Below are 26,839 nucleotides of genomic sequence, written 5' to 3' on the forward strand. Positions count from 1 at the left end.
GGTAGGTACCGGCGCCGGGCCCCTTCATCGTGCCGGCTTCCTCCGGACCCTCAGCCGGAGAAGCCGACGTGCGCGAGCCGCAGAGAGCCGCGCAGCCTGATGCGGAGATCGTGTACGCCCTCGGCGGTCAGCGGGGCGTCGAGCTCCGTGTAGTCGTACGGTCCTGAGCCGGGGGCCGACCGGGACAGCACCGCCGTCGCCGGGCCGTCGCCGAGGGCGATCTCCACGGTGCCCTCGCCGCCCGCCACCGTCACGGTCACGCCGGCGACACCGCTATCGAAGTCGCAGTCGCGGAAGAGCAGTTCGCCCGTCCTGCCCGCCACCGGCGTCACCGCGTCGCCCGCGGCCTTCGTCCGGTCGACGATCTCCGTGCCGCTCTGCTCGTCGAAGCCGGCCGCCTCCAGCCCGCGTTCGCGGACCGGGCGCGGCGTGGCAGGCTCGCCGTCGAGGGCCACGGTCGCCGACAGGCGTACGTCCTCGCTCGAGGCGCCCACCAGCAGCGCGTACGGGCCCGGCTCCAGCCGCCACCGGTCGTGCGCCACGTCCCAGAACGCGAGCGCGGACAGCGGGAGTTCGAAGGCGACCTCCGCCGCGGCGCCCGGGGCGAGAGTGAGCCGGCGGTGGGCCAGCAGCTCGCGGCGCGGACGCGGGACCGACGGGTTCTCGGCGCGGACGTAGAGCTGGGCCACCTCGTCGGCGGTGACGCTCCCGGTGTTGGTGACCGTGAAGGAGACGGACACCTTCCCGTCCCCGGCCCGCACCACCAGGTCCGCGTACGCGAAGGACGTGTACGACAGGCCGTGCCCGAAGGGGAACAGCGGCGTTCCCTCGAAGTACAGATAGGTCTGGCGGCTGCCGATCACGTCGTAGTCGAGCAGGTCCGGCAGGTCGGCGTCGTCGGCGTACCAGGTCTGCGGCAGCCGCCCGGCGGGGGAGACGTCACCGGCGAGGACCCGGGCCAGCGCGGTGCCGGCCGCCTGGCCGCCGTGCGCGGTCCACAGCACCGCGGGCAGCGCCTCCGCGTCGACGGCGTAGGGGTAGGCGGACACCAGCGACAGCACGGTGGCCGGGTTCGCGGCGCGGGCCGCGCGCAGCAGGCGCTCCTGCTGGGCGGGGAGCCGCAGCGTCGTACGGTCCTCCGTCTCCCGGCCGTTGATGTGCGGGTCGTTGCCCGCGACCACCACGACCACGTCCGCCTCCGCGGCCGCCCGCGTCACCGCGTCCTCGCCGCGCTCGGTGACGACCACCTCGAAGACCTCCGGGGCCCCGTCGCCCGAGGAGGCGTCAGGGGCGGCAACCTTCACGCCGTCGGGGGCGACCTGGACGTGACGACCCGTTCCCAGGTGCCGGAGGAGGTGCCCGTCGCCGTGCGGTTCCAGGCGGAACGTCTCCTGCACGACCCAGCCGCCGGGCTGGTCGGCGGAGGCGCGGAGGCAGCCGTCCTCGGCCACCGAGAGGTAACGGCCGTCGGGCGCGCGCAGGGTGAGGACGCCCTCGCCCCAGTCGACGAGCGCGAGTTCGGTGCCGTCGGCGTCGGTGGTGAGCGGCGGCAGGTCGGTGCGGCCGGCGAGCAGGGCCGGGTCCAGGGCGCCCTCGGCGCCGCGCGCCTGGTCGGGGGCGTCGTCCGACGGGGGCACGTGCAGGAACGTACCGGCGGCGGTCCTCAGCCGTACTCGGTCCACGCCCTCCGCGAAGCTCACATGCTCCGCGCCGAACCGCTCGTACAGACCCTCCAGCGGGGTGGAGCGGTGGATGAGCGTGCCGCTGTACCAGTCGAGCTTGCACTCGTCGGCGAGCAGACCGACGACGGCGACGCGGGCGCCCTCGGCCAGCGGCAGCACACCGTCGTTCTTGAGCAGGACGACCGCCTGCTCGGCCGCCTCCCGCGCCAGCGCCCGGTGCTCCGGTGTGTCGAAGGCGGCCGTGTCCGCGTGGGGGTCGTGCTCCGGGTCGAACTCGCCGAGCCGGAAGCGGACGGACAGCTGCCGGCGCACGGCCGCGTCCACGTCGGCCTCGGTCAGCAGGCCCTGGCCGAGGGCGCCCCGGACCCGGGCGACGATCTTCGAGGAGTCCGTTCCGTGGTCGGTGAAGCTGTCCACCCCGGCCCGCAGCGCGGCGGCGGTCGCCTCCTCGTGGGTGTCGAAGTAGTGCTCGGAGTCGACCAGGTTGGAGGGGGCGCCGGCGTCGGAGCAGACCAGGAGATCGTCCTCGGTCCAGGTGCGCAGATGGCTTTCCAGGTACGGGGAGACGTGGTTGGGGCGGCCGTTGACCAGGTTGTACGCCGGCATCACCCCGGCCACCGCGCCCGCCTCGACCGTGTCGCGGAAGGCGCGCAGGTCGTACTCGTTCAGGACGCGCGGACGGACGGAGGACGAGCACGTGTCCCGGTCCGTCTCGTTGTTGTGCGCGAGCCAGTGCTTGAGGACGGGCGCGGTGCGCCAGTACGTCGGATGTTCGCCGCGCAGGCCGCGGGTGTAGGCGGTGGCGATGGCCGAGGTGAGTTTCGGGTCCTCGGAGTAGCCCTCCTCGCCCCGGCCCCACAGGGGGTGGCGCAGCAGGTTCACGGTCGGGGCCCAGACGTTGAGGCCGACGCGGTCGTCGCGGGCGCGCATCGCCCGGACCTCCTTGGAGACCGCCTCGCCGACCCGGCGCACCAGGTCGTCGTTCCAGGTGGCGCCAAGGCCTACGGCCTGCGGGAACATGGTCGCCGGGCCCATCCAGGCCACGCCGTGCAACGCCTCCTGGCCGGTGCGGAAGGCGGCGATTCCGAGCCGTTCGACGGCGGGCGCGAACTGGTGCAGGAACGCGGTCTTCTCGTCGAGCGTGAGCCGCGACATCAGGTCGTCGACGCGCTTCGTGAACGGCAGGTGCGGATCACGGAAAGGCAGCGCGGGCGGCGTAGGTGCGGTCACGTGGAGTTCCCCTTGCGATGGAGCGGCGAGACGCTTTCGAAGCGCTTCGATGCTCAGTCGCACCAGGGGCGGGTGTCAAGACACTTCCGCGCATCACCTCCGACTTCTCATCGCAAACCAAGCGTCACATGACCCGGTTCGGCATGCGTTACCCGCTCGATACCTCGGAGGAATTCTGGAAACCACTCTTGTGCACCCCCAGGCGTTCACTTAACCTCGCAGCAACATCGAAGCGCTTCGACGCTGAGGCTCCGACCGGGAAGTGCACCAGGGGTGCGACGGGAACCGGGCATTCCTCCGACGACCGCTTCAGCTCAGCCAGTTCCACTCAAGACACCGCAGCCGACGGCCACCGCCGGGTGTCCTGGTGCGCCACGAAGGGTTGACGCAATGACGCCGAACGCCGCCTCCGGCCCCAGCCGGAGAAAGTTCCTCGCCTCCACGGCGGTAGCCACCGCAGCGGTGGCGGGAGGGATGCCGCTGCTCTCCGCCTGCGGCGGTGGGTCGGACGGAGGGTCGCGGGACGGCACCACGTCGGGCAAGGACGCCAAGAAGCTGCTGCCGGCGTACGTGGCCGGCAACGTGGTCACCCCCGACATCCCCAGCAAGAACGGCTCCGCGGTCGGCTTCACCAGCAAGCTCGACCTCGCGGGCCTGAAGACCTCGGTGCCCAAGAAGCTCGGCAAGGGCGGCAAGGTCACCGTCATGTCGCCTTTCTGGGGGTCCCCGCCGAAGGAGGACAACGCCTACTACAAGGCGATGAACGACCTCATCGGCGTCGACGTGGTCTGGCAGAACCAGGACGGCAACACCTACGACCAGAAGCTCGGCGCGGTCCTCGCCTCCAGCGAGGTGCCCGACGTGGTGGTCGTGCCCGGCTGGAACATGACCGGCAGGATTCCCAGCGCCATCATCAGCAAGTTCGCCGACCTCGGCCCCCACCTCTCCGGCGACGCGGTCAAGGACTTCCCCAACCTCGCGGCGATCCCCACGGACGCCTGGCAGCGCTCCATCTTCGGCGGCAAGCTGCGCGGCCTGCCGATGCCCTCCTCGTACGTGTCCGGCATCGTGCCGCTGTACCGCCAGGACATCTTCGAGAAGGAGGGCTACGAAGTCCCCCGTTCCTGCGACGAGTTCATGGCGCTGGCCAAGGAGGCCACCAACGCGAAGGCCAAGCGCTGGGCCTGCCTGGACATGAAGTGGACCGCCTTCAACGCCTTCGGCGTGCTCTCCGGCAACGAGAAGTCGCTCGGCTGGAACCAGGTCGACGGCAAGCTGGTCTACCGCGCCGAGACCGACGAGTACCTCGAGGCGCTGGAGTGGACGCGCAAGCTGTTCGCCGCCGGGGTCGTGCACCCCGACGCCAAGCTGGGCAAGAGCAACGCAGCCGACCCCGGTCCCAAGTTCGCCGCCGGCGAGTTCCTCATCTACAACCAGGACACGTCCCAGTGGTGGAGCCGGACCGCTGAACAGGCCACCCAGAACCCCGAGTTCAAGATCTGGGGCATGGACTTCTTCGGGCACGACGGCGGTGAGCCCACGCTGTGGGCGCAGAACCCGGCGAGCATCTTCGCCTTCGTCAACAAGAACGCCTCCGAGTCGGTGATCCGCGACGTGCTGGCCGTCGCCAACGTCACCGCCGCGCCGTACGGCACCAAGGAGTACATGGCCACCAACTACGGCGTGGAAGGCACCCACTACGCCGTCAAGGACGGCGTGCCCACCAAGACCGACCAGGGCAACATCGACGTGATGAACGCCTACGTGATGATCGCGAGCCCCGCCGCGACCATCGCCCACCCCGACTTCCCCGAGGTCGCCAAGGGCCAGGTCGAGTGGCAGCAGCGGATGGGGGCCTTCACCAAGAAGCCCACCTTCTACGGCATGCAGATCACCGAACCCAACCGCTACACCAACCTGTCCAACGACTTCGAGCAGCTGGAGGACGACATCATCCGCGGCCGCAAGAAGGTCGCCGACATGCAACAGGCCGTCTCCGACTGGCGGAGCCAGGGCGGCGACAAACTGCGCGACTGGTACAAGAAGCTGCTCGACGAGAACGGCACGGCGGCGAGCTGACGGTACCGAGGCAAGGAGAACGGCCGTGTCCCACAACACGGTGCCCCGGACCAGAGCCGAGGCCGACGCGACGAAGAAGACCCCGGTGGCGCCCGACGACGCCGCCGGCCCCCGCGAGACGAAGCCGCCCTCAGGGAAGCTGAGCCTCAGGCTGAGGTTCCGGCGCGACCGCGTCCTGGTGCTGATGACACTGCCGGCCATCCTGCTGGTACTGCTCTTCAACTACGTACCGATCCTCGGCAACGTCGTCGCCTTCCAGGAGTACGACCCCTACATCAGCGAGAACGGGATCGTCTCCATCCTGAACAGCCCGTGGGTGGGTCTGGAGAACTTCCAGCGCATCTTCGAGGACTCGGCCTTCTGGAACGCCGTACAGAACACCCTGGTGCTGTTCGTCCTCCAGCTGGTGCTGTACTTCCCGATCCCCATCCTGCTCGCGCTGCTCATCAACAGCGTGGTCCGGCCCCGGGTGCGGGCGATCGCGCAGGCCATCCTCTACCTGCCGCACTTCTTCTCGTGGGTGCTGGTCATCGCCGTCTTCCAGCAGCTGCTCGGCGGGGCGGGACTCCTCTCCCAGCTGCTGCGCGACCACGGGTACGACGGGCTCAGCCTGATGACCGACCCGGAGACCTTCAAGTTCCTGGTCACCGCGCAGAGCGTGTGGAAGGACGCCGGCTGGGGGATCATCGTCTTCCTCGCCGCGCTCGCCTCGGTCAGCCCCGACCTGTACGAGGCCGCCGCGATGGACGGCGCGAACCGCTGGCGCCGCATGTGGCACGTCACGCTGCCCGCACTGCGCCCGGTGATCGCCCTGCTGCTGGTGCTGCGCGTGGGCGACGCCCTGACGGTCGGCTTCGAACAGATCCTGTTGCAACGCGGCGCCGTCGGACCGGGAGCCGCGGAGGTCCTCGACACCTTCGTGTGGTGGAACGGCGTCCGCAACCAGGACTTCGGCTACGCGGCCGCCGCCGGTCTCGTCAAGGGCGTCATCAGTCTCGGCCTGGTCCTCATCGCGAACAAGGTGGCCCACCTCATGGGCGAGCAGGGGGTGTACAAGAAGTGACCACCGTCATCGACAAACCCGCGCGCACGCCCAGCCGGTGGGCGGCCCCGCCGCGACCGGTGTGGGAGGAGAAGCCCCGCGGGGCCGGACTTCTCGGCAAGGGGCTGGTACTGCTCCTGGCCTGTCTGGCGATCGTGTTCCCGCTGTGGATCGTCGTCGTCACCAGCCTCTCCTCGCGCAAGGCCATCGACGAGGCCGGCGGGCTGGTGATGATCCCGTCGGACATCACCTTCGTCGCCTACACGGAGCTCCTCAGCGGCGGTCAGGTCACCCGCGCCGCGCTCGTCAGCATCGGCATCACCCTGGTCGGCACCGTCTTCTCGATGGCGGTGTCGGTGCTGTGCGCCTACGGGCTGTCCCGCAGCGGCTCCCTCGGCCACCGCTGGATCCTCATGATGCTGCTGGCCACGATGTTCTTCAGCGCGGGCCTCATCCCCACCTACCTGCTGGTGCAGTCCCTGGGGCTGACGGACACCTACCTCGCGCTGATCCTGCCCAGCGCGATCAGCGTCTTCAACATCCTGGTGCTGCGCGGCTTCTTCATGGGCATCTCGCAGGAGCTGATCGACAGCGCCCGCATCGACGGCGCCGGTGACCTGCGCATCCTGTGGCAGATCGTGCTGCCGCTGTCCCGCGCGGTCGTCGCGGTGATCACGCTGTTCTACGCCGTCGGCTACTGGAGCGCCTGGTTCAACGCCTCCCTGTACCTGAACGACCAGGACATGCTGCCCCTGCAGAACGTGATGATCCAGCTCGTGCAGAAGCAGGAGGCCCCGGTCGGCCTCGGCCAGGCGATCAAGACCGGTGAACTCTCCGGTCTGGCCGTGCAGATGGCGGTGATGGTCATGGCCCTGCTGCCGGTGGCCGTGCTGTCGCCGTTCGTCCAGCGTCACTTCAAGAAGGGGATGCTGACGGGCGCCGTGAAGGGCTGACGCCCCCGCTCCCCGACCCCGTCGTGGCCGGTCGCTCCTGACCAGCGGCCGGCCGCGGCGGAACCTCTCGCTCCTGACCAGCCGCCGTCCATGACGGTACCTCTCGCCCCCGACCAGCCGCCGTCCGTGACGGACCCGGTCGCTCCGCCCGTCCCTGCCCCGAGCCGCACAGAACGAGGTATGTCATGCATGCGTCCCTGTCACGCAGCCCGAGCCGGCGCGCCGTACTCGCCGGGACCGCGGCCGCCGCCGCCCTCACCGCCGTTCCGTTCGCACCCGGGCGCGCACACGCCGCCGAGGACACGGCGGACGCCCCCGCCTACCGCTGGCGCAACGTCGTCATCGGCGGCACCGGGTTCATCACCGGCGTCCTGTTCCACCCCCGCGTTCGCGGGCTCGCCTACGCCCGCACCGACATCGGCGGCGCCTACCGCTGGGACGACCGCGCCGACCGCTGGATCCCGCTCCTGGACCACCTCGGCTGGGACGACTGGAACCTCCTCGGCGTCGAGGCGATGGCCGTCGACCCCGCCCACCCCAACCGGCTCTACCTGGCCTGCGGCACCTACTCCCAGGACTGGTCGGCGAACGGCGCGATCCTGCGCTCCGAGGACCGGGGCAGGACCTGGCAGCGCACCGACCTCACCGTGAAGCTCGGTGCCAACGAGGACGGCCGGGGCACCGGCGAGCGGCTCCTGGTCGACCCGCGCGACAGCGACACCCTGTGGTTGGGCACCCGGCACGACGGCCTGTGGAAGTCGGTGGACCGGGGCGCCACCTGGGCCCCCGCCACCGGCTTCCCGGCCACCCCGAGCGCCACCGGCCAGGGCGTCACCCTCCTCGTCGCCGCCCGCCGCGCCGTCTACGCCGGCTGGGGCGACGCCGACGGCACCGCGCCGAACCTCTTCCGCACGCCCGACGGCATCACCTGGGAGCCCGTCCCCGGGCAGCCCGCCGGCACCGCGGCCAGGGTCCCGGTCCGCGCCGCGTACGACCGGCACACCCACGAGCTGTACGTGACCTACGCCGACGCACCGGGCCCGAACGGCCAGTCCACCGGCAGCGTGCACAAGCTCCGCACGGTGAACGGCCGTTGGACCGAGGTCACGCCCGTCGAGCCCGGCACCACCACCCCCGACGGCGGTGCCGACAGCTTCGGCTACGGCGGAGTCGCCGTCGACGCCCGCCGCCCCGGCACCGCCGTCGTCTCCACCAACAACCGCTGGGCCGCGGTCGACACCCTGTACCGGACCACCGACGGCGGCCGCAGCTGGACGTCCCTGAAGGACTCGGCCGTCCTCGACGTCTCCGAGACCCCCTACCTCGAGTGGGGCGAGGGGAAGCCCAAGTTCGGCTGGTGGATCCAGGCCGTCGCCCTCGACCCGTACGACTCGAAGCACCTCGTGTACGGCACCGGCGCCACCCTCTACGGCACCCGCGACCTGAGACGCTGGGCCCCGCAGATCCGCGGCCTGGAGGAGACGTCCGTCACCCAGCTGATCTCGCCCCCGACCGGGCGGGCGCACCTGCTCAGCGGGTCACGGGACATCGGCGTCATGTACCACGAACGGCTCACGGCGTCTCCGGCGCACGGCATGGCGACGAACCCCGTGTCCGGGTCGGCGACGGGACTCGCGCAGGCGGCGCGCAGACCGGCGTACGTCGTCCGGGCGGGCTGGGGCGATCACGGCAACGGCGCGTACTCGAACGACGGCGGACGGACCTGGGCGCCCTTCGCGGCCCAGCCCGACCTCGCCAAGAGCGCGCCCGGACCGATCGCCACCAACGCCGACGGCAGCGTACTGCTGTGGTCCTTCGTGCACTGGGACGGCACCAGGTACCCGGCCCACCGCTCGGCGGACAACGGCACGACCTGGTCCGAGATCCCCTCCTTCCCGAAGGGCGCCACGCCGGTCGCCGACCCGGCCGAACCGGCGCTCTTCTACGCGTACGACACCGACACGGGAACGCTGCTCGCCAGCACCGACGGCGGCCGTTCCTTCACCGCCCGCGCGAGCGGACTGCCCGCCGGTGACGCCCAGTACAAGCTGGTGGCGGCGCCCGGCCGGACCGGTGACCTGTGGCTGAGCACCAAGTACAACGGCCTGCACCGCTCCACCGACGGGGGTGTCACCTTCACCAAGGTGGAAAGCTGCTGGGCCTCCCACACCCTCGGCTTCGGCAAGGCGGCCGACGGCGCCGGCTACCCGGCGATCTACCAGGTCGGCTCCACCGAGGCCATCACCGCCGTCTACCGCTCCGACGACGAGGCGAAGAGCTGGACGCGGATCAACGACGACCAGCACCAGTGGGGGTGGACCGGCGAGACGATCACCGGCGACCCCCGCGTGCACGGCCGCGTCTACCTCGCCACCAACGGACGCGGCATCCAGTACGGAGAGCCCCGCTGATGCCCAACCTGTCGGACACCACCCGCCACCGCATCCTCTACGGCGGCGACTACAACCCCGAGCAGTGGCCCGAGGAGACCTGGCACGAGGACGTCCGCCTCATGAAGGACGCCGGCGTCAACTCCGTCACCCTCGGCGTCTTCTCCTGGGCGAAGCTCGAACCACGCCCCGGCGTACACGACTTCGGCTGGCTGGACCGCCTGATGGACCTGATGCACGCCGGCGGCATCGGCGTCGTCCTCGCCACCCCCACCGCCTCGCCCCCGCCCTGGCTGGGGCACCTGCACCCGGACACCCTGCCCCGCGACGAGGACGGCCGCACCGAGTGGTGGGGCGGCCGCCAACACTTCTCGCACTCCAGCACCACCTACCGCCACCACGCCGCCGCCATCACCGAGGCCCTGGCCGCCCGCTACGCCGGCCATCCCGCCCTCACCATGTGGCACATCAACAACGAGTACTGCACCTACGACCACGGCGACGAGGCCGCCACCCGCTTCCGCCGCTGGCTCCAGGACCGGTACGGCACCCTCGACGCCCTCAACACCGCCTGGGGCACCGCCTTCTGGAGCCAGGGCTACGGCGACTGGGCGGAGATCCTGCCGGCCCGACGCACCCACTACCTCAAGAACCCGACCCAGGTCCTCGACTTCCGGCGCTTCACCTCCGACATGCTCCTGGAGTGCTACGTCGCCGAACGCGACATCGTCCGCCGCCACACCCCGCACCTGCCGGTGACCACCAACTTCATGCCGCTCTGGTCCGGCCAGGACGCCTGGCGCTGGGCCCAGGAGGAGGACGTCGTCTCCGTCGACCTCTACCCCGACCCGCGCGAGCCCTTCGGCGCGCAGGAAGGCGCCCTGGTCCAGGACATGACCCGCTCGCAGGCACGCGGCCCCTGGATGCTCATGGAGCAGGCGGCCGGACCCGTCAACTGGCGGGGTGCGAACCACCCCAAGCCGCGCGGCCTCAACCGCCTGTGGTCGCTCCAGGCCGTCGCCCGCGGCGCGGACGCCCTGTGCTACTTCCAGTGGCGCCAGTCGAGGCAGGGCGCCGAGAAGTTCCACTCCGGGATGGTCTCCCACGCGGGGGCCGAGGGCCGCACGTACCAGGAGGTCAAGCAGCTCGGCGCCGACCTGGTAAAACTCGGCCCGCACGCGGCGGACGCGACGGTCACCGCCGACGTCGCCGTCCTGCACGACTGGCACTCCTGGTGGGCCGGCGCCCAGGACGGCCGACCCTCCACCCGCTTCGACTACCCCGACGTCCTGCGCGCCTGGCACCGCGCGCTGTGGGAGGCCCACCTCACCACCGACTTCGCCCACCCGGAGCACGACCTGACCCCGTACAAGGCGGTCCTCGTACCCCAGTTGTACGCGCTCACGGACGCGGCGATCGACAACCTCCTCGCCTACGTCCGCGGCGGCGGCACCCTCGTCTGCGGCTTCCTGACCGGCATCGCCGACGAGAACGACCGGGTCAGGGCCGGCGCCATGGACGCCCGGCTGCGCGAGCTGTTCGGCATCCGCGTCCTGCACGAGTGGTGGCCCCTGGAGGCGGACGAGACGGCCGCCTGCGACGGTTTCAGCGGCACCCTGTGGTCGGAGGAGATCGAACCCGACGGCACCGCCACCGAGACCATCCTCTACAAGGGCGGCGAGCTGGACGGACTGCCGGCCGTGCTGCGCAAGGACCGGGCCTGGTACCTCTCCACCCTCCCCGAGCCGGGCGCGCTGCGCGACCTGCTCGCCCGCGTCGCCGCCGAGGCGGGCGCCCGCCCGGTGCTCGACGGACTCCCTGCCGACGTCGAGGCCGTACGCCGCGGCGACCTGCTCTTCCTCCTCCACCACGGCCGAGAGCAGGTCACCGTCGACGTCCCGGGCACCCACCGCGACCTGCTGACCGACGCGACCGTCACCGACCGCGTCACCCTCGGCCGCTACGGCGTGGCGGTCCTCACGGAGCCGGCCCGATGACCGGCCCTCCCCGCACCGAAGCGCCGTCGACCGACGGGCCCGCGACCGACGGGCCCGCGACCGACGGGCCCGCGACCGACGGGCCCGCGACCGACGGGCCCGCGACCGACGGGCCCGTGCACGGAACCTGGGAGGCCGAACCCGCCGCCCGCTGGGAGGACGCCTTCCTGACCGGCAACGGCCACCACGGCGCCCTCGTGTTCGGCGATCCGAGCGCCGACCGGGTCGTCGTCACCCACCACACCCTCGTCCGCCCCAACGGCGACGACGAGAACCGCCGCCCGCCCCGCCTCGCGGCCGGACTCCCCGCCCTCCAGGACCGCCTGCTGGCCGGCGTCACGACGGCCGCCGAGGGCTTCACCGACGGCCGCCCGCTGCAATGGGTGCGCCCCTTCCACCCGGCGTTCCAGCTCCGTCTGAACAGACCGCCCGGCGACGCCCACGACGCCTACCGCCGCTCCGTCGACTTCGCCACCGGCGAGACGACCGCCACCCGCGGCACCTGGACGAGCCGCGTCTTCGTCTCCCGCGCCGACGACGTGATCGTCCAGCACATCACCGCGCCCCACCTCACCCTCGACCTCTCCCTCGACCCCCGTCTCCCCGGCGCCCCCGCCGGGCTGGGCGTCGGCCACGGCGCCGTCCTCACCCGTGAGGGCGCCCAGCTCAGCCTGCGCGCCCGCTATCCCGGCGGCAGCGGCCTGGCGTACACCGGCGTCACGTCGGTCGCCGTCACCGGCGGCACCACGAAACTGGTCCCGCCCGGGGTACTCGTCGAGGGCGCCACGGAGGTCCTGCTCCTGACCCGGGTGCGCCGGCACACCGGCGAGCTGGACGTGGTCACCGAGGGCCGCGCCCTGCGCGACCTGCCGGACGGGGCGTCCTACGACCGTCTCCTCGACCGGCACCTCGCCCTGCACCGCACCGCCTACGACCGCGTCACCCTCGACCTCGCCGCCGACCCCGCCGAACGCGCGCTGCCGGGCTCCGCGCTGCTCGACCGCCCCCGCGGCGCCGCCCTCCTGGAGCGACTCTTCGCCGCCGGCCGCTACCACCTCCTGTCGGCCAGCGGCATGCTCCCGCCCCGCCTGACCGGCCTGTGGACCGGCGACTGGAACACGGCCTGGTCGGGGGCGTTCACCACCAACGCCAACCTCAACCTCCAGACCGCCTCCGCCGCGGCCGCCGCCCTCCCCGAGGTCACCGAGGCCCACGCCGCGCTGGTCCACCGGCAGCTCCCGGACTGGCGGGACAACGCCCGCGCGATCTTCGGTACCCGCGGGGTCGTCGCCCCCTCGCACACGGACGGCGAGTCGGGTCACACCTACCACTTCAGCCGCGAGTACCCGCTGCACCTGTGGACGGCGGGCGCCGACTGGCTGCTCAAGCCCCTCGTCGACCACGACGAGACCCGCGGCGTCCACGACCCCCGCACCACCGCCGCGCTCGCCGAGGCCGCCCTCTTCTACGAGGACTTCCTCACCCGGACCGACGACAGCGGCCACGTACTCGTCGTCCCCTCCTACTCGCCCGAGAACCGTCCCGCGAACGCCAGTTGGGGCACCGTCAACGCGGCCATGGACCTCTCCGCCGCCCGGCACGCCCTGCTGACCGCCGCCGACCGCCACCCCGAGCACGCCGACCGCTGGCGCGCCCTCGCCGACCGCCTCCCACCGCACCGGACCAACGCCGACGGAGCCCTCGCCGAATGGGCATGGCCCAGCCTGCGGGACACCTACGACCACCGCCACCTCAGCCACCTCTACGGCGTCTGGCCACTCGACGAGATCAACCCGTACGACACCCCGGCCCTCGCCGAGGCGGCCCACCGGGCCCTCGAACTGCGCGGCGCCGAGAACGACTCCGCCCACGGCCACCTCCACCACGCCCTGATCGCGGCCCGCCTCCGGGACGGCGCCCGGGTCGCCCACGCCCTCGGCCAGGTGCTCGACGGCGACTTCTTCCACACCTCCCTGATGAGCGCGCACTACCCCCACCGCGACGTCTACAACGCGGATGCCGCGCACGCCCTCCCGGCCGTGCTCATCGAGATGCTCGTGCAGTCCACCCCGGACCGGCTGGTCCTGCTGCCCGCTCTCCCGGAGTTTTGCCCGCAGGGCGCGATCAAGGGCGTACGCACCCGGTTCGGAGCGGAGCTGGACCTCGGCTGGGCGGCCGACGGCACGGCGACGGCCGTCCTGCGCCCGGACCGCACCCACCGCATCGAACTGAGGACTCCCTCCGGCGCCGAACCGCTCGACCTGGCCGCCGGAGAGGACCGCGTCATCAGCGTCAAGGCGCGGTAGCAGCACCGCAACTCCCCCCACCCATGGAAGGAAACGCCATGGCACCACGCACCCGCACCCTGACCGCCCTCCTCGCCCCGGCCCTCGCGCTCGGCGCCACCGTCGGTCTCGCCTCCGCACCCGCCCAGGCCGCCGTCTGGAACTCCTGCGACCAGTGGGGCAACACGCAACTGAACGGCTACACCCTCTACAACAACATCTGGGGATCCGGCGCCGGCGGCCAGTGCGTCTGGGCCAACTCCGGCACCGACTGGGGTGTCTGGGCCGACCACCCGGGCACCGGCGGCATCAAGTCCTACCCGAACGCCAAGAAGGTGATCAACAAGCCGATCACCTCCCTCACCTCACTCAGCAGCAGCTACGACGTCACGGTCCCGTCGTCCGGCGCGTACAACACGTCGTACGACATCTGGGACACGGACTACGACTACGAGATCATGCTCTGGGTCAACCACCACGGAGCCGTCGGCCCGCTCGGCAGCCCGCAGGGGACGGTCGCCCTCGGCGGCCACACCTGGAACGTCTACAAGGGCGACAACGGCGCCAACGAGGTCTTCTCGTTCCTGCGCACCTCGGACTCGAACTCGGGGAGCGTCCAGATCCTGCCGATCCTGAAGTGGATCAAGGACACCAAGGGCTGGATGGGCAACGAGACCATCGGCGACGTGCAGTTCGGCTACGAGATCACCTCGTCGCCCGGCGGCCTGGACTTCCGGACCAACAGCATGTCCGTCAACAGCGGCTGACGCGGTCCCCGGGCCGGGGCCGGCCGTGCCGTCAGGCGCGGTCGACCTCGGCCCGCAGCGCGTTGTACCCCGCGAAGGCGGACTCGACGTCGGCGCGGGTCAGGCCGTAGCGGGACAGCTCGTACCGGTGCGGGCGGGTGCCCTTGGGGCGCGCGGCGACAGCGGCGAGCCGGGCGGCCTCGGCGCCCGTCCAGCGGGCGCCGACGGCGGCGTAGAGCTTGGGCGCGCCGGCGGCCGGATCGGTGCCGAGCCAGGAGTACGGGACATCCACCAGCCTCTCCGGTGGAAGGACGGCACGGGCCGCGACACCGCGCGCCGCTGAGCGGCTCAGCAGATCCAGCCAGGTGGCGCCGATGCCGCGCGGGTCGACGGGGCGGGTGCTGACGGCCATGCCGTGCTCGACCAGGCTGCAGAACGACGCCACGACGGTGACCGGGTCGCGGTGGGTCCACACGATGGTGGCGTCCGGGAAGACGGTGTGCAGCGCGTCGAGGTTCTCCAGGTGCATGGGGGACTTGAGGATCCAGCGGCGGCGCGGACGGCCGTACTGGAGCACCTGGTAGACCTGCTTGAGGTGGCGGTAGTCGGCGACGAAGTCCCGCTCGTAGTGCCAGGCCTGGTATTCGGGTATCCGTGCCGAGGAGAGCGGCATCAGCGCGTGCGGCAGGGCGAAGGTGCACTCCTCGGGGCCTTCGGCGGTCATCGGGTGGATGTCGCGGAAGCGCGGCGTGAGCAGGTTGATGCCCTCGACCATCCGGCGCGCGGGCGCCGTCGCCCTGCGTCGCCCACCGGGCGGCACCTCCAGGTCGGGGTTGAGCAGCTCCCACAGCAGGGGGCAGCGGTGCTCGTCCGACAGGGACAGCACGCCGTGCGTGAGCGTCGTCGCGGTGCGCGGCAGGCCCACCACGAACACCGGGTCCTCGATGGGCTCCCGCTCGATGTCCGGGTGCTCGGCGATCAGCCGCCGGATCCGGGCCCGGCCGGCGAGGTGTCTTCCGACGTGGCCCCGCGCGGACTGCCAGCCGACCGGCGTGAGGTTCTCGGCACCGGCCCACCAGCGCAGCAGGGAGCGGAAGTCGTCGGCGAACCGCTCGTCGCCCTCCGCCCCTCCCGCCCGCGCGAGGAGCCGGTCGAAGACCCGGTCGGGCGTGTGCCGGGAGCCGAACGCCGGCCGCAGCAACTGGTTGGCGAGCCGGAGGGCGAGAGGAGTCGAGGGCACGTCATGCCTTTCGGTGGCGGTCAACTGTGCGGCACTCCTCTTAAGTTGACCCGCCGTCCCGCCCGGCAACCTTCTTCCCCCCGGCGGAGTCGTGCGGCCGGTGAGCGGGCAGGTGGTCTACGGCCGGACGGGCGCCGGTCCCGAGCTGGCCCGCACCGTCAGTTCCGGAGCGAGCAGCACGACCTCGTCGCTCCCGCGCCCGTCGAGCTTGGCGACCAGCTGTTCCACGGCGTGCCGGCCCATCTCCTGCGCGGGCACGGCGACCGACGTGAGCCGCACCGAGGCCTGCGTGGCGACCTGCTCGGGGCAGACCGCGACCACCGACACGTCCTCGGGCACCGCCCGGCCCTGCTGACGCAGCAGGGCGAGCAGCGGCTCGACGGCCGACTCGTTCTGGACGACGAAGCCTGAGGTGTCCGGGCGTTCGTCGAAGACGCGGGCGAGGGTCGCGGCCATCGCGTCGTACCCGCCCTCGCAGGGCCGGTGCAGCAGCCGCAGCTCCAGCTCCCGCGCGCGGGTGCGCAGCCCGTCGAGGGTGCGTTCGGCGAAGCCGGTGTGCCGTTCGTAGACGCCGGGAGCCTCACCGATGACGGCGATGTCCCGGTGCCCGAGCTCCGCCAGGTGCTCCACACACAGCGCGCCGGTCGCCCGGAAGTCGAGGTCGACGCAGGTCAGTCCGGTGGTGTCGGCGGGCAGACCGATCAGGACGGACGGCTGGTCCGTGCCGCGCAGCAGGGGCAGCCGCTCGTCGTCGAGTTCGACGTCCATCAGGATCATCGCGTCGGCGAGCCCGCTGCCGGTGACGCGGCGCACCGCGTCGGGGCCCTCCTCGCCGGTCAGCAGCAGGATGTCGTACCCGTGGTTGCGCGCGCTGGTCGCGACCGCGATGGCGATCTCCATCATCACCGGCACGTACATGTCCGTGCGCAGCGGGATCATCAGCGCGATGATGTTCGACCTGCTGCTGGCCAGGGCGCGGGCGCCGGCGTTCGGGTGGTAGCCGAGCTTGCGGATGCTCTCCTCGACCCGCTGCCGGGTGGTGGTGGAGATGGACCGCTTGCCGCTGAGGACATAGCTCACCGTGCTCGCCGAGACTCCGGCGTGCTGGGCGACCTCGGCGAGGGTGACCATCCAGCTCTCCAAGCTTTGTGAAGCGCTTCGACAGCGCGCGGGGTGGACGAAAGCGAGTGAGGGTGGTCCGACAGTAGCCTCGGCAGGGGTGGGTGTCCATAGGTTGTCGAAGCGCTTCGACACCTTTCTTCGGCCTCTGTCCGCTCTCTGTCCGTCCTCCGTCCGCCCGTTGTCCTTCCCGCCGTCATCGGCCGAACGGACGCACGAAGGGTGGTGGGACCGCCCGGGATCGGGTAAATACGATCGGGTAGCACCGACTAGTAACGTACGTCCGCATGTTCGCCCATGACCAATCCCGGCGATCTTCGCGGACGTACTTCCCCCGATGCCGATTCGCGGCGAGGTGAGCCTCATGTCCGCACCAACCACCCCCTCCTCCCGATCCACCGTCACCGAACGTGAGGCCCGTGAGGTCGCGGAGGCGGCCCGGGAGCAGGACTGGCGCAAGCCCAGCTTCGCCAAGGAGCTGTTCCTCGGCCGTTTCCGCCTCGACCTCCTCCACCCCCATCCGCTCCCCGCCGACGAGGACGTCCAGCGCGGCGAGGAGTTCCTCGCCAAGCTGCGCGACTTCTGCGAGACGAAGATCGACGGCGCCGTGATCGAGCGTGACGCGCGGATCCCGGACGACGTGATCACCGGGCTGAAGGAGCTGGGCGCCTTCGGCATGAAGATCGACACCAAGTACGGCGGCCTCGGCCTCACCCAGGTCTACTACAACAAGGCCCTCGCCCTGGTCGGATCCGCGAATCCCGCGATCGGCGCGCTGCTCTCCGCCCACCAGTCGATCGGCGTGCCGCAGCCGCTGAAGATGTTCGGCACCGAGGAGCAGAAGGACACGTTCCTGCCGCGCTGTGCCCGCACCGACATCTCGGCGTTCCTGCTGACCGAGCCGGACGTCGGCTCGGACCCGGCGCGCCTGGCGACCACCGCCGTCCGCGACGGCGACGACTACGTCCTCGACGGCGTGAAACTGTGGACGACCAACGGCGTGGTCGCCGACCTGCTCGTCGTCATGGCCCGCGTCCCGAAGCCGGAGGGTCACAAGGGCGGCGAGGGCGGCAAGGGAGGAATCACCGCCTTCGTCGTGGAGGCCGCCTCCGAAGGCATCACGGTCGAGAACCGCAACGCCTTCATGGGCCTGCGCGGCCTGGAGAACGGCGTCACCCGCTTCCACCGTGTCCGGGTCCCGGCCGCCAACCGCATCGGCTCCGAGGGCGCCGGCCTCAAGATCGCCCTGACCACCCTCAACACCGGACGCCTCTCGCTCCCCGCCATGTGCGTGGGTGCCGGCAAGTGGTGCCTGAAGATCGCCCGCGAGTGGTCGTCGGTGCGCGAGCAGTGGGGCAGGCCGGTCGCGCTGCACGAGGCGGTCGGCTCGAAGATCTCGTTCATCGCGGCGACGACCTTCGCGCTGGAGGCGGTCCTCGACCTCTCCTCCCAGATGGCCGACGAGGACCGCAACGACATCCGCATCGAGGCGGCCCTCGCCAAGCTCTACGGTTCCGAGATGGCCTGCCTGATGGCCGACGAGCTGGTCCAGATCCGCGGCGGCCGGGGCTTCGAGACCGCGGCCTCCCTCGAAGCCCGCGGCGAGCGCGCGGTCCCCGCCGAGCAGATCCTGCGCGACCTGCGCATCAACCGGATCTTCGAGGGCTCCACGGAGATCATGCACCTGCTGATCGCCCGCGAGGCCGTCGACGCCCACCTCTCGGTCGCGGGCGACCTGATCGACCCCGACGCGACCCTGTCGGACAAGGCGCGGGCGGGCGCGCAGGCGGGCGTCTTCTACGCCAAGTGGCTGCCGAAACTCGTCGCCGGACCGGGACAGCTCCCGCGCTCCTACGCCGACTTCCACCCGTCCGGTCACCGCGACCTGTCCGGACACCTGCGCTACGTCGAACGCACCGCCCGCAAGCTCGCCCGCTCCACCTTCTACGCCATGTCGCGCTGGCAGGGCCGGATGGAGACCAAGCAGGGCTTCCTGGGACGGATCGTCGACATCGGCGCGGAGCTGTTCGCGATGAGCGCCGCCTGCGTCCGCGCGGAGCACCTGCGCGCCGGGGGCGACCACGGCCGCGAGGCCTACCAGCTCGCCGACGCCTTCTGCCGCCAGGCCCGCATTCGCGTCGAGGAACTCTTCGGCCGCCTGTGGACCAACACCGACGACGTCGACCGCAAGGTCGTCAAGGGCGTGCTGGGCGGCGCGTACGAGTGGCTGGAGCAGGGCGTCGTCGACCCGTCGGGCGACGGCCCGTGGATCGCGGACGCCGCCCCGGGCGAGTCCCGGCGGGAGAACGTCCACCGTCCCATCAGGTAGGACGGGCCTACGCCAGGTCTCCGCCGGGACGATCCGGCCGCCCGGGCGGGGTGGGACGCCCGGGGCGGCCGCGCCCCGCCCCGGGCCCCGCGACACCCGTGCGAGGGACGCGCTGTCCTCCCGGAGGGCGGTTGCGGCAACAATGGGGGGATGAGCGACAGTCCAGCCCCACTCGCGGACCCCCACCTCGTCTACGACCCGGTGGCGGGCGACGGCCCGAAGGACGTGGTGATCCTCGGGTCCACCGGGTCGATCGGGACCCAGGCCATCGACCTCGTGCTGCGCAACCCGGACCGCTTCCGGGTCACCGCCCTGTCCGCCAACGGCGGCCGGGTCGCCCTCCTCGCCGAGCAGGCGTACCGGCTGAAGGCGCGGACCGTCGCCGTGGCCCGCGAGGACGTCGTCCCCGCGCTGCGGGAGGCGCTGAGCGACCAGTACGGCAGTGGGGAGCCGCTCCCCGAGATCCTCGCCGGACCCGACGCGGCCACCCAGGTCGCCGCCTCCGACTGCCACACCGTCCTCAACGGCATCACCGGCTCCATCGGCCTCGCCCCGACCCTGGCCGCCCTGGAGGCGGGCCGCACCCTCGCGCTGGCCAACAAGGAATCGCTCATCGTCGGCGGCCCGCTGGTCAAGGCCCTCGCCAAGCCGGGGCAGATCATCCCGGTCGACTCCGAGCACGCCGCGCTCTTCCAGGCGCTGGCCGCCGGCACCCGCGCCGACGTGCGCAAGCTGGTCGTCACCGCGTCCGGCGGCCCGTTCCGGGGGCGTACGAAGGAGCAGCTGGCGGGCGTCACCGTCGAGGACGCCCTCGCCCACCCCACCTGGGCCATGGGCCCGGTGATCACGATCAACTCCGCGACCCTCGTCAACAAGGGCCTGGAGGTGATCGAGGCCCACCTGCTCTACGACATTCCCTTCGACCGCATCGAGGTGGTCGTGCACCCGCAGTCGTACGTCCACTCGATGGTCGAGTTCACGGACGGATCGACACTGGCCCAGGCGACGCCCCCCGACATGGGCGGGCCCATCGCCATCGGCCTCGGCTGGCCCGAACGCGTCCCCGGCGCCGCCCCCACCTTCGACTGGAGCAAGGCCTCGACCTGGGAGTTCTTCCCGCTCGACAACGAGGCCTTCCCCTCGGTGAACCTGGCCCGGCACGTCGGGGAGCTCGCGGGCACGGCCCCGGCGGTGTTCAATGCCGCCAACGAGGAGTGCGTCGAGGCGTTCCGCTCCGGCACGCTGCCGTATCTCGGGATCATGGAGACCGTCACGCGGGTGGTCGAGGAACACGGCACCCCCCGTACGGGAACCTCGCTCACCGTCGCGGACGTCCTCGAAGCGGAAGCCTGGGCACGCGCCCGGGCCCGGGAACTGGCGGCACAGACGGCGGAGGCCCGTGCATGACGACCCTGATGTTCATCCTCGGCATAGTCCTCTTCGCGGTCGGCCTGCTGTTCTCGATCGCCTGGCACGAGCTGGGGCACCTGTCCACCGCCAAGATGTTCGGCATCCGTGTGCCGCAGTACATGGTCGGCTTCGGACCGACGATCTTCTCGCGGAAGAAGGGCGAGACCGAGTACGGGGTCAAGGCCATCCCGTTCGGCGGTTACATCCGCATGATCGGCATGTTCCCGCCCGGCGCCGACGGCCGGCTGGAGGCCCGCTCCACCTCGCCCTGGCGCGGCATGATCGAGGACGCCCGCTCGGCCGCCTTCGAGGAACTGCAGCCGGGTGACGAGAAGCGCCTGTTCTACACGCGCAAGCCCTGGAAACGGGTCATCGTGATGTTCGCGGGCCCGTTCATGAACCTCATCCTCGCGGTGGTGCTGTTCCTCACCGTCCTCATGGGCTTCGGCATCTCGCAGCAGACCACCACCGTGAGTTCCGTCTCCCAGTGCGTCATCTCGCAGACCGAGAACCGCGACGACTGCACCAAGTCCGACCCGGCCTCCCCGGCCGCGGCGGCCGGCCTCAGGGCGGGCGACAAGATCGTCGCCTTCGACGGCGTACGGACCGACGAATGGGACCGGCTGTCCGACACGATCCGCGCCAACCCCGGCGAGCGGGTGGCGGTCGTCGTCGAGCGCGGAGGCAAGGAGGTCACCCTCCACGCGACCATCGCCACGAACCAGGTCGCGAAGAAGGACGGCAACGGACAGATCGTCGAGGGTGAGTACGTCACCGCGGGCTTCCTCGGCTTCAGCGCCGCCACCGGCGTGGTGAAACAGGACTTCGGCCAGTCCGTGACCTGGATGGGCGACCGGATCGGCGACGCCGTCGACTCCCTCGCCGCCCTGCCCGCCAAGATCCCGGCCCTGTGGGACGCGGCCTTCGGCGACGGACCCCGCGAGGCGGACTCCCCGATGGGCGTCGTCGGCGCCGCCCGCGTCGGCGGCGAGATCGCCACCCTGGACATCCCGGCCACCCAGCAGCTGGCCATGTTCGTCATGCTGGTGGCGGGCTTCAACCTCTCCCTGTTCCTCTTCAACATGCTCCCGCTGCTGCCGCTCGACGGCGGTCACATCGCGGGCGCGCTGTGGGAGTCGCTGCGCCGGAACGCGGCGAAGGTACTGCGCCGCCCGGACCCGGGCCCGTTCGACGTGGCGAAGCTGATGCCGGTGGCCTATGTGGTGGCGGGCATCTTCGTCTGCTTCACGCTGCTGGTCCTGGTCGCGGATGTCGTCAATCCGGTACGCATCAGCTGATATCCGGACGATCCAAATGATCCGATGAGAAGCCCGATCCGGAGAGCATGTCCCTCCGGGCCGGGCTTCACGCCGGTCACTCGGCATATGAACGCCAAAGGGTGCATCTCCCGCGCACCGTGTGCCCGGCGTTCACGTCGGTGCCGTAATCTCGAAGTCCGGAGCCCGCCGCTGAACGGGACCGGACCTTGATCCACGACTTGGGGTTGCACAGCAGATGACTGCGATTTCTCTCGGCATGCCGGACGTTCCGACCAGGCTCGCGGAGCGCCGCAAGAGCCGTCAGATCCAGGTCGGGCCCGTGGCGGTGGGCGGCGACGCCCCCGTGTCGGTGCAGTCCATGACCACGACCCGCACCTCCGACATCGGTGCGACGCTCCAGCAGATCGCCGAGCTGACGGCGTCCGGCTGCCAGATCGTCCGGGTGGCCTGCCCCACGCAGGACGACGCCGACGCGCTGGCCGTGATCGCGAAGAAGTCGCAGATCCCGGTGATCGCCGACATCCACTTCCAGCCCAAGTACGTCTTCGCCGCGATCGAGGCGGGCTGCGCGGCGGTCCGCGTGAACCCGGGCAACATCAAGCAGTTCGACGACAAGGTCAAGGAGATCGCCAAGGCGGCCCGCGACCACGGCACCCCGATCCGCATCGGCGTCAACGCCGGCTCCCTGGACCGCCGCCTGCTCCAGAAGTACGGCAAGGCGACCCCCGAGGCCCTGGCGGAGTCCGCGCTGTGGGAGGCGTCCCTCTTCGAGGAGCACGACTTCCGGGACATCAAGATCTCCGTCAAGCACAACGACCCGGTCGTCATGGTCGAGGCCTACCGCCAGCTCGCCGCCCAGTGCGACTACCCGCTGCACCTCGGTGTCACCGAGGCCGGCCCCGCCTTCCAGGGCACCATCAAGTCGGCCGTCGCCTTCGGCGCCCTGCTCTCCCAGGGCATCGGCGACACCATCCGCGTCTCCCTCTCCGCCCCGCCGGTCGAGGAGATCAAGGTCGGCATCCAGATCCTGGAGTCGCTGAACCTGCGCCAGCGCGGCCTGGAGATCGTCTCCTGCCCCTCCTGCGGCCGCGCCCAGGTCGACGTCTACAAGCTGGCCGAGGAGGTCACCGCCGGTCTGGAGGGCATGGACGTCCCGCTGCGCGTCGCCGTCATGGGCTGCGTCGTCAACGGCCCCGGCGAGGCCCGCGAGGCCGACCTCGGCGTCGCCTCCGGCAACGGCAAGGGTCAGATCTTCGTCAAGGGCGAGGTCGTCAAGACCGTCCCCGAGTCGAAGATCGTGGAGACCCTCATCGAGGAGGCCATGAAGATCGCCGAGCAGATGGAGGCCGACGGCGTGACCTCCGGTGAGCCCTCGGTCTCCGTCGCGGGCTGACCCGGCGGGCTGAACGGCGCGCTGACCAGCAGGCCGAACGGCGGGCTGAACTGACCCTCATATGCCGCGTCGCCCTGGGGGCGGCACGGCATATGCACGACAGGTACAGTGCGGAGACCAGCAGATCTCAGGGTGAGGCCCCCGCACGTGTTGACGCAGACCACCTCCCGCGTGCTCGAACCGAGCGACCTGGACGCCGCGCTCGCCGTCCTCGACCGCGAGCCGGTCGCGAACGCCTTCGTGGCCGCCCGGGTGCAGATCGCCGGCCTCGACCCGTGGCGGCTCGGCGGCGAGATGTGGGGCTGGTACGAGCACGGCATGCTGACCTCCCTGTGCTACGCGGGCGCCAACCTCGTCCCCATCTGCGCCACCCCGCGCGCCGTCCGTGCCTTCGCCGACCGCGCCCGGCGGGCCGGCCGCCGCTGCTCCTCGATCGTCGGCCCCGCCGACACGACCGCCCAGCTGTGGCGGCTCCTCGAACCGGGCTGGGGCCCGGCCCGAGAGGTCCGCGCCCGACAGCCCCTCATGGTCACCGACCGCGTGCCCGCCGACATCACCCCGGACCCCTACGTCCGCCGCGTCCGCAAGGACGAGATGGAGCGGATCATGCCGGCCTGCGTGGCGATGTTCACCGAGGAGGTCGGCATCTCCCCGATGGCCGGCGACGGCGGCCTGCTCTACCAGGCCCGGGTCGCCGAACTCGTCGGCTCCGGCCGCTCCTTCGCCCGCTTCGACACCGACGGCAGGGTCGTCTTCAAGGCCGAGGTCGGCGCCGCCACCGACCGCGCCTGCCAGATCCAGGGCGTCTGGGTGGCCCCCGAGTACCGGGGCAAGGGCCTGGCGGCACCGGGCATGGCGGCGGTCCTGCGCTACGCGCTGGCGGACATCGCCCCGGTGGCCAGCCTGTACGTCAACGACTTCAACACGGCCGCACGGCGGTCGTACCACCGGGTGGGCTTCCAAGAGGTGGGCGCCTTCATGAGCGTGCTCTTCTGACAGGGCATGCTCCTGCGAAGGACGCGACCAGCCGCCCACGACCGGCCGCCCACGACCGGCACCCGGAGACCGGCATCCGGAGACCGCCACCCAGCGACCCGCCACCCAGCGACCCGCCACCCAGCGACCCGGCACCCAGCGACCCGGCAGCCGGAAACCGGCACCCGGACGACAACCCGTACACCCGGCCCCGGCCGGCGAAGCGCTAGGCTCCCGCACATGGACGTCGTGATCGGCCCACTGGACCTCGCCGCGCATGTGGACGAGGCCCTCGCGGTCCAGGCCGCCGCGTTCGGACTCGGCCCCGACGAGGTGGCCGTCCGCCGCCAGATCGTCCTGCGCCACATGACCCACCCCGGCGCCAGAGCACTCGGCGCCACCGCCGGAGGCGATCTCGTCGGCTTCGTCTACGGCATGCCCAACGACCGCGCCCACTGGTGGTCCACCGTCGTCGAGCCCTACCTCCGCGCCCAGGGCAACGACGCCTGGCTCGACGACTCCTTCGTCATCACCGAACTCCACGTCCACCCGGCCCACCAGAGCCGCGGCGCGGGCCGCTCCCTGATCACCACGATCACCGACAGCGTCCCCGAGCCCCGCTCGATCCTCTCCGCGATCGACACCGAGAGCCCCGCCCGCGGCCTCTACCGCTCCCTCGGCTACCAGGACCTCGCCCGCCAGGTTCTCTTCCCCAGCGCCCCCAAGCCGTACGCGGTGATGGGCGCCCCGCTGCCCCTGCGCCGCCCCCGGGACGGGCCCGGCGGAACATAACCGATTTCCGCCGGGCTGGACCACCCGGCTAACCTCCTAGCCACCATCCTTACGTAGCAGGAGACACGAGAACCATGGCCAACGCACCGGTCCAGCGCATGTCGAAGTTGATGGCGAAGACGCTGCGCGACGACCCGGCGGACGCCGAGGTCCTCAGCCACAAACTGCTGGTCCGCGCCGGGTACGTGCGCCGTACCGCCGCCGGCCTGTGGAGCTGGCTGCCGCTCGGTAAGAAGGTTCTCGGCAACGTCGAGCGCATCGTCCGCGAGGAGATGGACGCCATCGGCGCCCAGGAGGTCCAGCTCCCCGCCCTGCTGCCGCGCGAGCCGTACGAGGCCACCGGCCGCTGGGAGGAGTACGGCCCCGAGCTGTTCCGCCTCCAGGACCGCAAGGGCGGCGACTACCTCCTCGGCCCCACCCACGAGGAGATCTTCACCCTGCTGGTGAAGGACCAGGCGTCCTCCTACAAGGACCTGCCGGTCATCCTCTACCAGATCCAGAACAAGTACCGCGACGAGGCCCGCCCCCGGGCCGGCATCCTGCGCGGCCGCGAGTTCCTCATGAAGGACTCCTACTCCTTCGACGTCGCCGACGAGGGCCTCGCCGAGTCCTACGCCCTGCACCGCGCCGCCTACCAGCGGATCTTCGAGCGCCTCGGCCTCGACTACCGCATCTGCGCCGCGACCGCCGGCGCGATGGGCGGCTCCAAGTCGGAGGAGTTCCTCGCCCCGGCCGGGGCCGGCGAGGACACCTTCGCCGACTGCCCGAACTGCGACTTCGCGGCCAACACCGAGGCGATCACCTACGCCCTCCAGCCCGTCGACGCGGCCGACGCGCCCGCCGCCGAGGACATCCCGACCCCCGACACCCCCACCATCGAGACCCTCGCCGCCTCCCTCGGCGTCCCGGCCTCCGCCACCCTGAAGAACCTCCTCGTCAAGGTGGACGGCGAGATCGTCGCCGTGGGCGTCCCCGGCGACCGCGAGGTCGACATGGACAAGGTCGAGGCCCACTTCGCCCCGGCCGCCGTCGAGCTGGTCACCGCCGAGGACTTCGTGGGCCGCCCCGACCTGGTCCGCGGCTACGTCGGCCCGCAGGGCCTGGGCGACAAGGTCCAGTACATCGCCGACCCGCGCGTGGCGCCGGGCACGGCGTGGATCACGGGCGCCAACAAGGAGCACACGCACGCCAAGAACGTCGTGGCGGGCCGTGACTTCGAGGTCGACGCGTACGTCGACGTCGTCGTGGTCCGGGACGGCGACCCCTGCCCGAACTGCGGCACCGGTCTCAAGCTGGACCGCGCCATCGAGATCGGCCACATCTTCCAGCTGGGCCGCAAGTACACCGACGCCCTCAAGCTCGACGTCCTCGGCCAGAACGGCAAGCCGGCCCGCGTCACCATGGGCTCCTACGGCATCGGCGTCTCCCGCGCCGTGGCCGCCCTCGCCGAGCAGCACGCCGACGACAAGGGCCTCGTCTGGTCCAAGGAGGTCGCCCCGGCCGACGTCCACGTCGTCGCCGCCGGCAAGGCCCTGCAGACCGAGCTGGCCCTCGACGTCTCCGAGAAGCTGTCCGCCGCCGGTGTCCGTGTCCTGGTGGACGACCGGGCCGGCGTCTCCCCGGGCGTCAAGTTCACGGACGCCGAACTCATCGGCGTACCCCAGATCCTGGTCGCCGGGCGCCGCTCCGCCGAAGGCGTGGTCGAGCTGAAGGACCGCCGTACCGGGGAGCGCGAGGAAGTGACGGTCGAGGAGGCCATCACCCGCCTGACGGCCTGACACTCCGACCCCTCTTCGCACCGCGGGGGGCGCCCACGTCCGACGGGCGCCCCCCGCGGCGTACCCGCACGGCGATCGCGTCCGCCCGCCCGCGACGGCCCCGACGCCCCCCCGACGTC

Annotated in this window: 17 protein-coding genes; 14 read left to right on the forward strand and 3 right to left on the reverse strand. The window is 71.5% G+C overall.

From position 1 onward, the window contains the following. Window positions 1-50 precede the first annotated feature (50 nt). Window positions 51-2,912 carry a glycoside hydrolase family 3 C-terminal domain-containing protein gene (locus QC283_RS34105; protein ID WP_279565637.1) on the reverse strand — a complete coding sequence of 954 codons (2,862 nt, stop codon included), beginning with the start codon at window positions 2,910-2,912 and terminating at the stop codon, window positions 51-53. A 390-nt stretch (window positions 2,913-3,302) separates the two neighbouring features. Here QC283_RS34105 and QC283_RS34110 point away from each other — a divergent pair, with 390 nt between their 5' ends. The 7 genes from QC283_RS34110 to QC283_RS34140 all read left to right on the forward strand — a co-directional run bounded on the left by QC283_RS34110 (window position 3,303) and on the right by QC283_RS34140 (window position 14,425). Then, a complete protein-coding gene (locus QC283_RS34110) occupies window positions 3,303-4,991 on the forward strand; it encodes an extracellular solute-binding protein (RefSeq protein WP_279565638.1) in 1,689 nt (562 codons plus the stop codon). A gap of 25 nt (window positions 4,992-5,016) precedes the next feature. Further along, window positions 5,017-6,054 carry an ABC transporter permease gene (locus tag QC283_RS34115; RefSeq protein WP_279565639.1) on the forward strand — a complete coding sequence of 346 codons (1,038 nt, stop codon included), beginning with the start codon at window positions 5,017-5,019 and terminating at the stop codon, window positions 6,052-6,054. Then, on the forward strand, window positions 6,051-6,986 hold the full coding sequence (locus tag QC283_RS34120; RefSeq protein ID WP_279565640.1) for a carbohydrate ABC transporter permease: 936 nt from the start codon (window positions 6,051-6,053) through the stop codon (window positions 6,984-6,986). Before QC283_RS34115 ends, QC283_RS34120 begins: the two co-directional genes overlap by 4 nt. Before the next feature lie 185 nt (window positions 6,987-7,171). After that, window positions 7,172-9,397 carry a 1,4-beta-glucanase gene (locus QC283_RS34125; protein WP_279565641.1) on the forward strand — a complete coding sequence of 742 codons (2,226 nt, stop codon included), beginning with the start codon at window positions 7,172-7,174 and terminating at the stop codon, window positions 9,395-9,397. Beyond that, the gene (locus QC283_RS34130) at window positions 9,397-11,373 is read left to right on the forward strand and encodes a beta-galactosidase (protein ID WP_279565642.1); all 1,977 of its coding nucleotides are present in this window, start codon (window positions 9,397-9,399) and stop codon (window positions 11,371-11,373) included. The genes QC283_RS34125 and QC283_RS34130 overlap by 1 nt, the downstream gene beginning before the upstream one ends. Beyond that, entirely contained in the window at window positions 11,370-13,679 is a 2,310-nt protein-coding gene (locus QC283_RS34135) for a glycosyl hydrolase family 95 catalytic domain-containing protein (RefSeq protein WP_279565643.1), read from the forward strand. The genes QC283_RS34130 and QC283_RS34135 overlap by 4 nt, the downstream gene beginning before the upstream one ends. A gap of 38 nt (window positions 13,680-13,717) precedes the next feature. Then, window positions 13,718-14,425, forward strand: a complete 708-nt coding sequence (locus QC283_RS34140) for a glycoside hydrolase family 12 protein (RefSeq protein ID WP_279565644.1) — start codon at window positions 13,718-13,720, stop codon at window positions 14,423-14,425. A gap of 31 nt (window positions 14,426-14,456) precedes the next feature. Here the strand turns inward: QC283_RS34140 and QC283_RS34145 are convergent, their stop codons facing one another. Together QC283_RS34145 and QC283_RS34150 are read right to left on the reverse strand one after the other, a co-directional pair. Beyond that, the gene (locus QC283_RS34145; protein ID WP_279565697.1) at window positions 14,457-15,644 is read right to left on the reverse strand and encodes a sulfotransferase family protein; all 1,188 of its coding nucleotides are present in this window, start codon (window positions 15,642-15,644) and stop codon (window positions 14,457-14,459) included. A 117-nt stretch (window positions 15,645-15,761) separates the two neighbouring features. Beyond that, a complete protein-coding gene (locus tag QC283_RS34150) occupies window positions 15,762-16,775 on the reverse strand; it encodes a LacI family DNA-binding transcriptional regulator (protein WP_279565645.1) in 1,014 nt (337 codons plus the stop codon). 352 nt (window positions 16,776-17,127) lie between these two features. Between QC283_RS34150 and QC283_RS34155 the strand changes: the two genes are divergently transcribed. The 7 genes from QC283_RS34155 to QC283_RS34185 all read left to right on the forward strand — a co-directional run bounded on the left by QC283_RS34155 (window position 17,128) and on the right by QC283_RS34185 (window position 26,720). Continuing rightward, entirely contained in the window at window positions 17,128-19,092 is a 1,965-nt protein-coding gene (locus tag QC283_RS34155) for an acyl-CoA dehydrogenase family protein (RefSeq protein WP_279565646.1), read from the forward strand. 150 nt (window positions 19,093-19,242) lie between these two features. Continuing rightward, window positions 19,243-20,499 (forward strand): 1-deoxy-D-xylulose-5-phosphate reductoisomerase, encoded by a 1,257-nt coding sequence (gene dxr, locus QC283_RS34160; protein WP_279565647.1) that lies wholly within the window; start codon window positions 19,243-19,245, stop codon window positions 20,497-20,499. Between the two features lie 8 nt (window positions 20,500-20,507). Beyond that, window positions 20,508-21,800, forward strand: coding sequence for a M50 family metallopeptidase (locus tag QC283_RS34165; RefSeq protein WP_279565698.1), 1,293 nt, complete (start codon window positions 20,508-20,510; stop codon window positions 21,798-21,800). Window positions 21,801-22,017: 217 nt separating this feature from the next. Then, the gene (ispG, locus tag QC283_RS34170) at window positions 22,018-23,175 is read left to right on the forward strand and encodes a flavodoxin-dependent (E)-4-hydroxy-3-methylbut-2-enyl-diphosphate synthase (RefSeq protein WP_279565648.1); all 1,158 of its coding nucleotides are present in this window, start codon (window positions 22,018-22,020) and stop codon (window positions 23,173-23,175) included. Window positions 23,176-23,322: 147 nt separating this feature from the next. Beyond that, window positions 23,323-24,171 carry a GNAT family N-acetyltransferase gene (locus QC283_RS34175; RefSeq protein WP_279565649.1) on the forward strand — a complete coding sequence of 283 codons (849 nt, stop codon included), beginning with the start codon at window positions 23,323-23,325 and terminating at the stop codon, window positions 24,169-24,171. Between the two features lie 219 nt (window positions 24,172-24,390). Next, entirely contained in the window at window positions 24,391-24,942 is a 552-nt protein-coding gene (locus QC283_RS34180) for a GNAT family N-acetyltransferase (RefSeq protein ID WP_279565650.1), read from the forward strand. A gap of 74 nt (window positions 24,943-25,016) precedes the next feature. Further along, complete coding sequence (locus QC283_RS34185) at window positions 25,017-26,720, forward strand: proline--tRNA ligase (RefSeq protein ID WP_279565651.1); 1,704 nt, start codon at window positions 25,017-25,019, stop codon at window positions 26,718-26,720. The last annotated feature ends 119 nt before the right edge of the window (window positions 26,721-26,839 follow it).

This window comes from Streptomyces sp. DH41 (genome assembly GCF_029813785.1).
Lineage (GTDB): Bacteria > Actinomycetota > Actinomycetes > Streptomycetales > Streptomycetaceae > Streptomyces.

Bases quoted from the DNA above. Each gene is read 5' to 3' on its own strand.
- QC283_RS34110 (WP_279565638.1), top strand. From the start codon at position 3,303: ATGACGCCGAACGCCGCCTCCGGCCCCAGCCGGAGAAAGTTCCTCGCC.
- QC283_RS34125 (WP_279565641.1), top strand. From the start codon at position 7,172: ATGCATGCGTCCCTGTCACGCAGCCCGAGCCGGCGCGCCGTACTCGCC.
- QC283_RS34130 (WP_279565642.1), top strand. From the start codon at position 9,397: ATGCCCAACCTGTCGGACACCACCCGCCACCGCATCCTCTACGGCGGC.
- QC283_RS34135 (WP_279565643.1), top strand. From the start codon at position 11,370: ATGACCGGCCCTCCCCGCACCGAAGCGCCGTCGACCGACGGGCCCGCG.
- QC283_RS34140 (WP_279565644.1), top strand. From the start codon at position 13,718: ATGGCACCACGCACCCGCACCCTGACCGCCCTCCTCGCCCCGGCCCTC.
- QC283_RS34150 (WP_279565645.1), bottom strand. From the start codon at position 16,775: ATGGTCACCCTCGCCGAGGTCGCCCAGCACGCCGGAGTCTCGGCGAGC.
- QC283_RS34155 (WP_279565646.1), top strand. From the start codon at position 17,128: ATGTCCGCACCAACCACCCCCTCCTCCCGATCCACCGTCACCGAACGT.
- dxr (WP_279565647.1), top strand. From the start codon at position 19,243: ATGAGCGACAGTCCAGCCCCACTCGCGGACCCCCACCTCGTCTACGAC.
- QC283_RS34165 (WP_279565698.1), top strand. From the start codon at position 20,508: ATGTTCATCCTCGGCATAGTCCTCTTCGCGGTCGGCCTGCTGTTCTCG.
- ispG (WP_279565648.1), top strand. From the start codon at position 22,018: ATGACTGCGATTTCTCTCGGCATGCCGGACGTTCCGACCAGGCTCGCG.
- QC283_RS34180 (WP_279565650.1), top strand. From the start codon at position 24,391: ATGGACGTCGTGATCGGCCCACTGGACCTCGCCGCGCATGTGGACGAG.
- QC283_RS34185 (WP_279565651.1), top strand. From the start codon at position 25,017: ATGGCCAACGCACCGGTCCAGCGCATGTCGAAGTTGATGGCGAAGACG.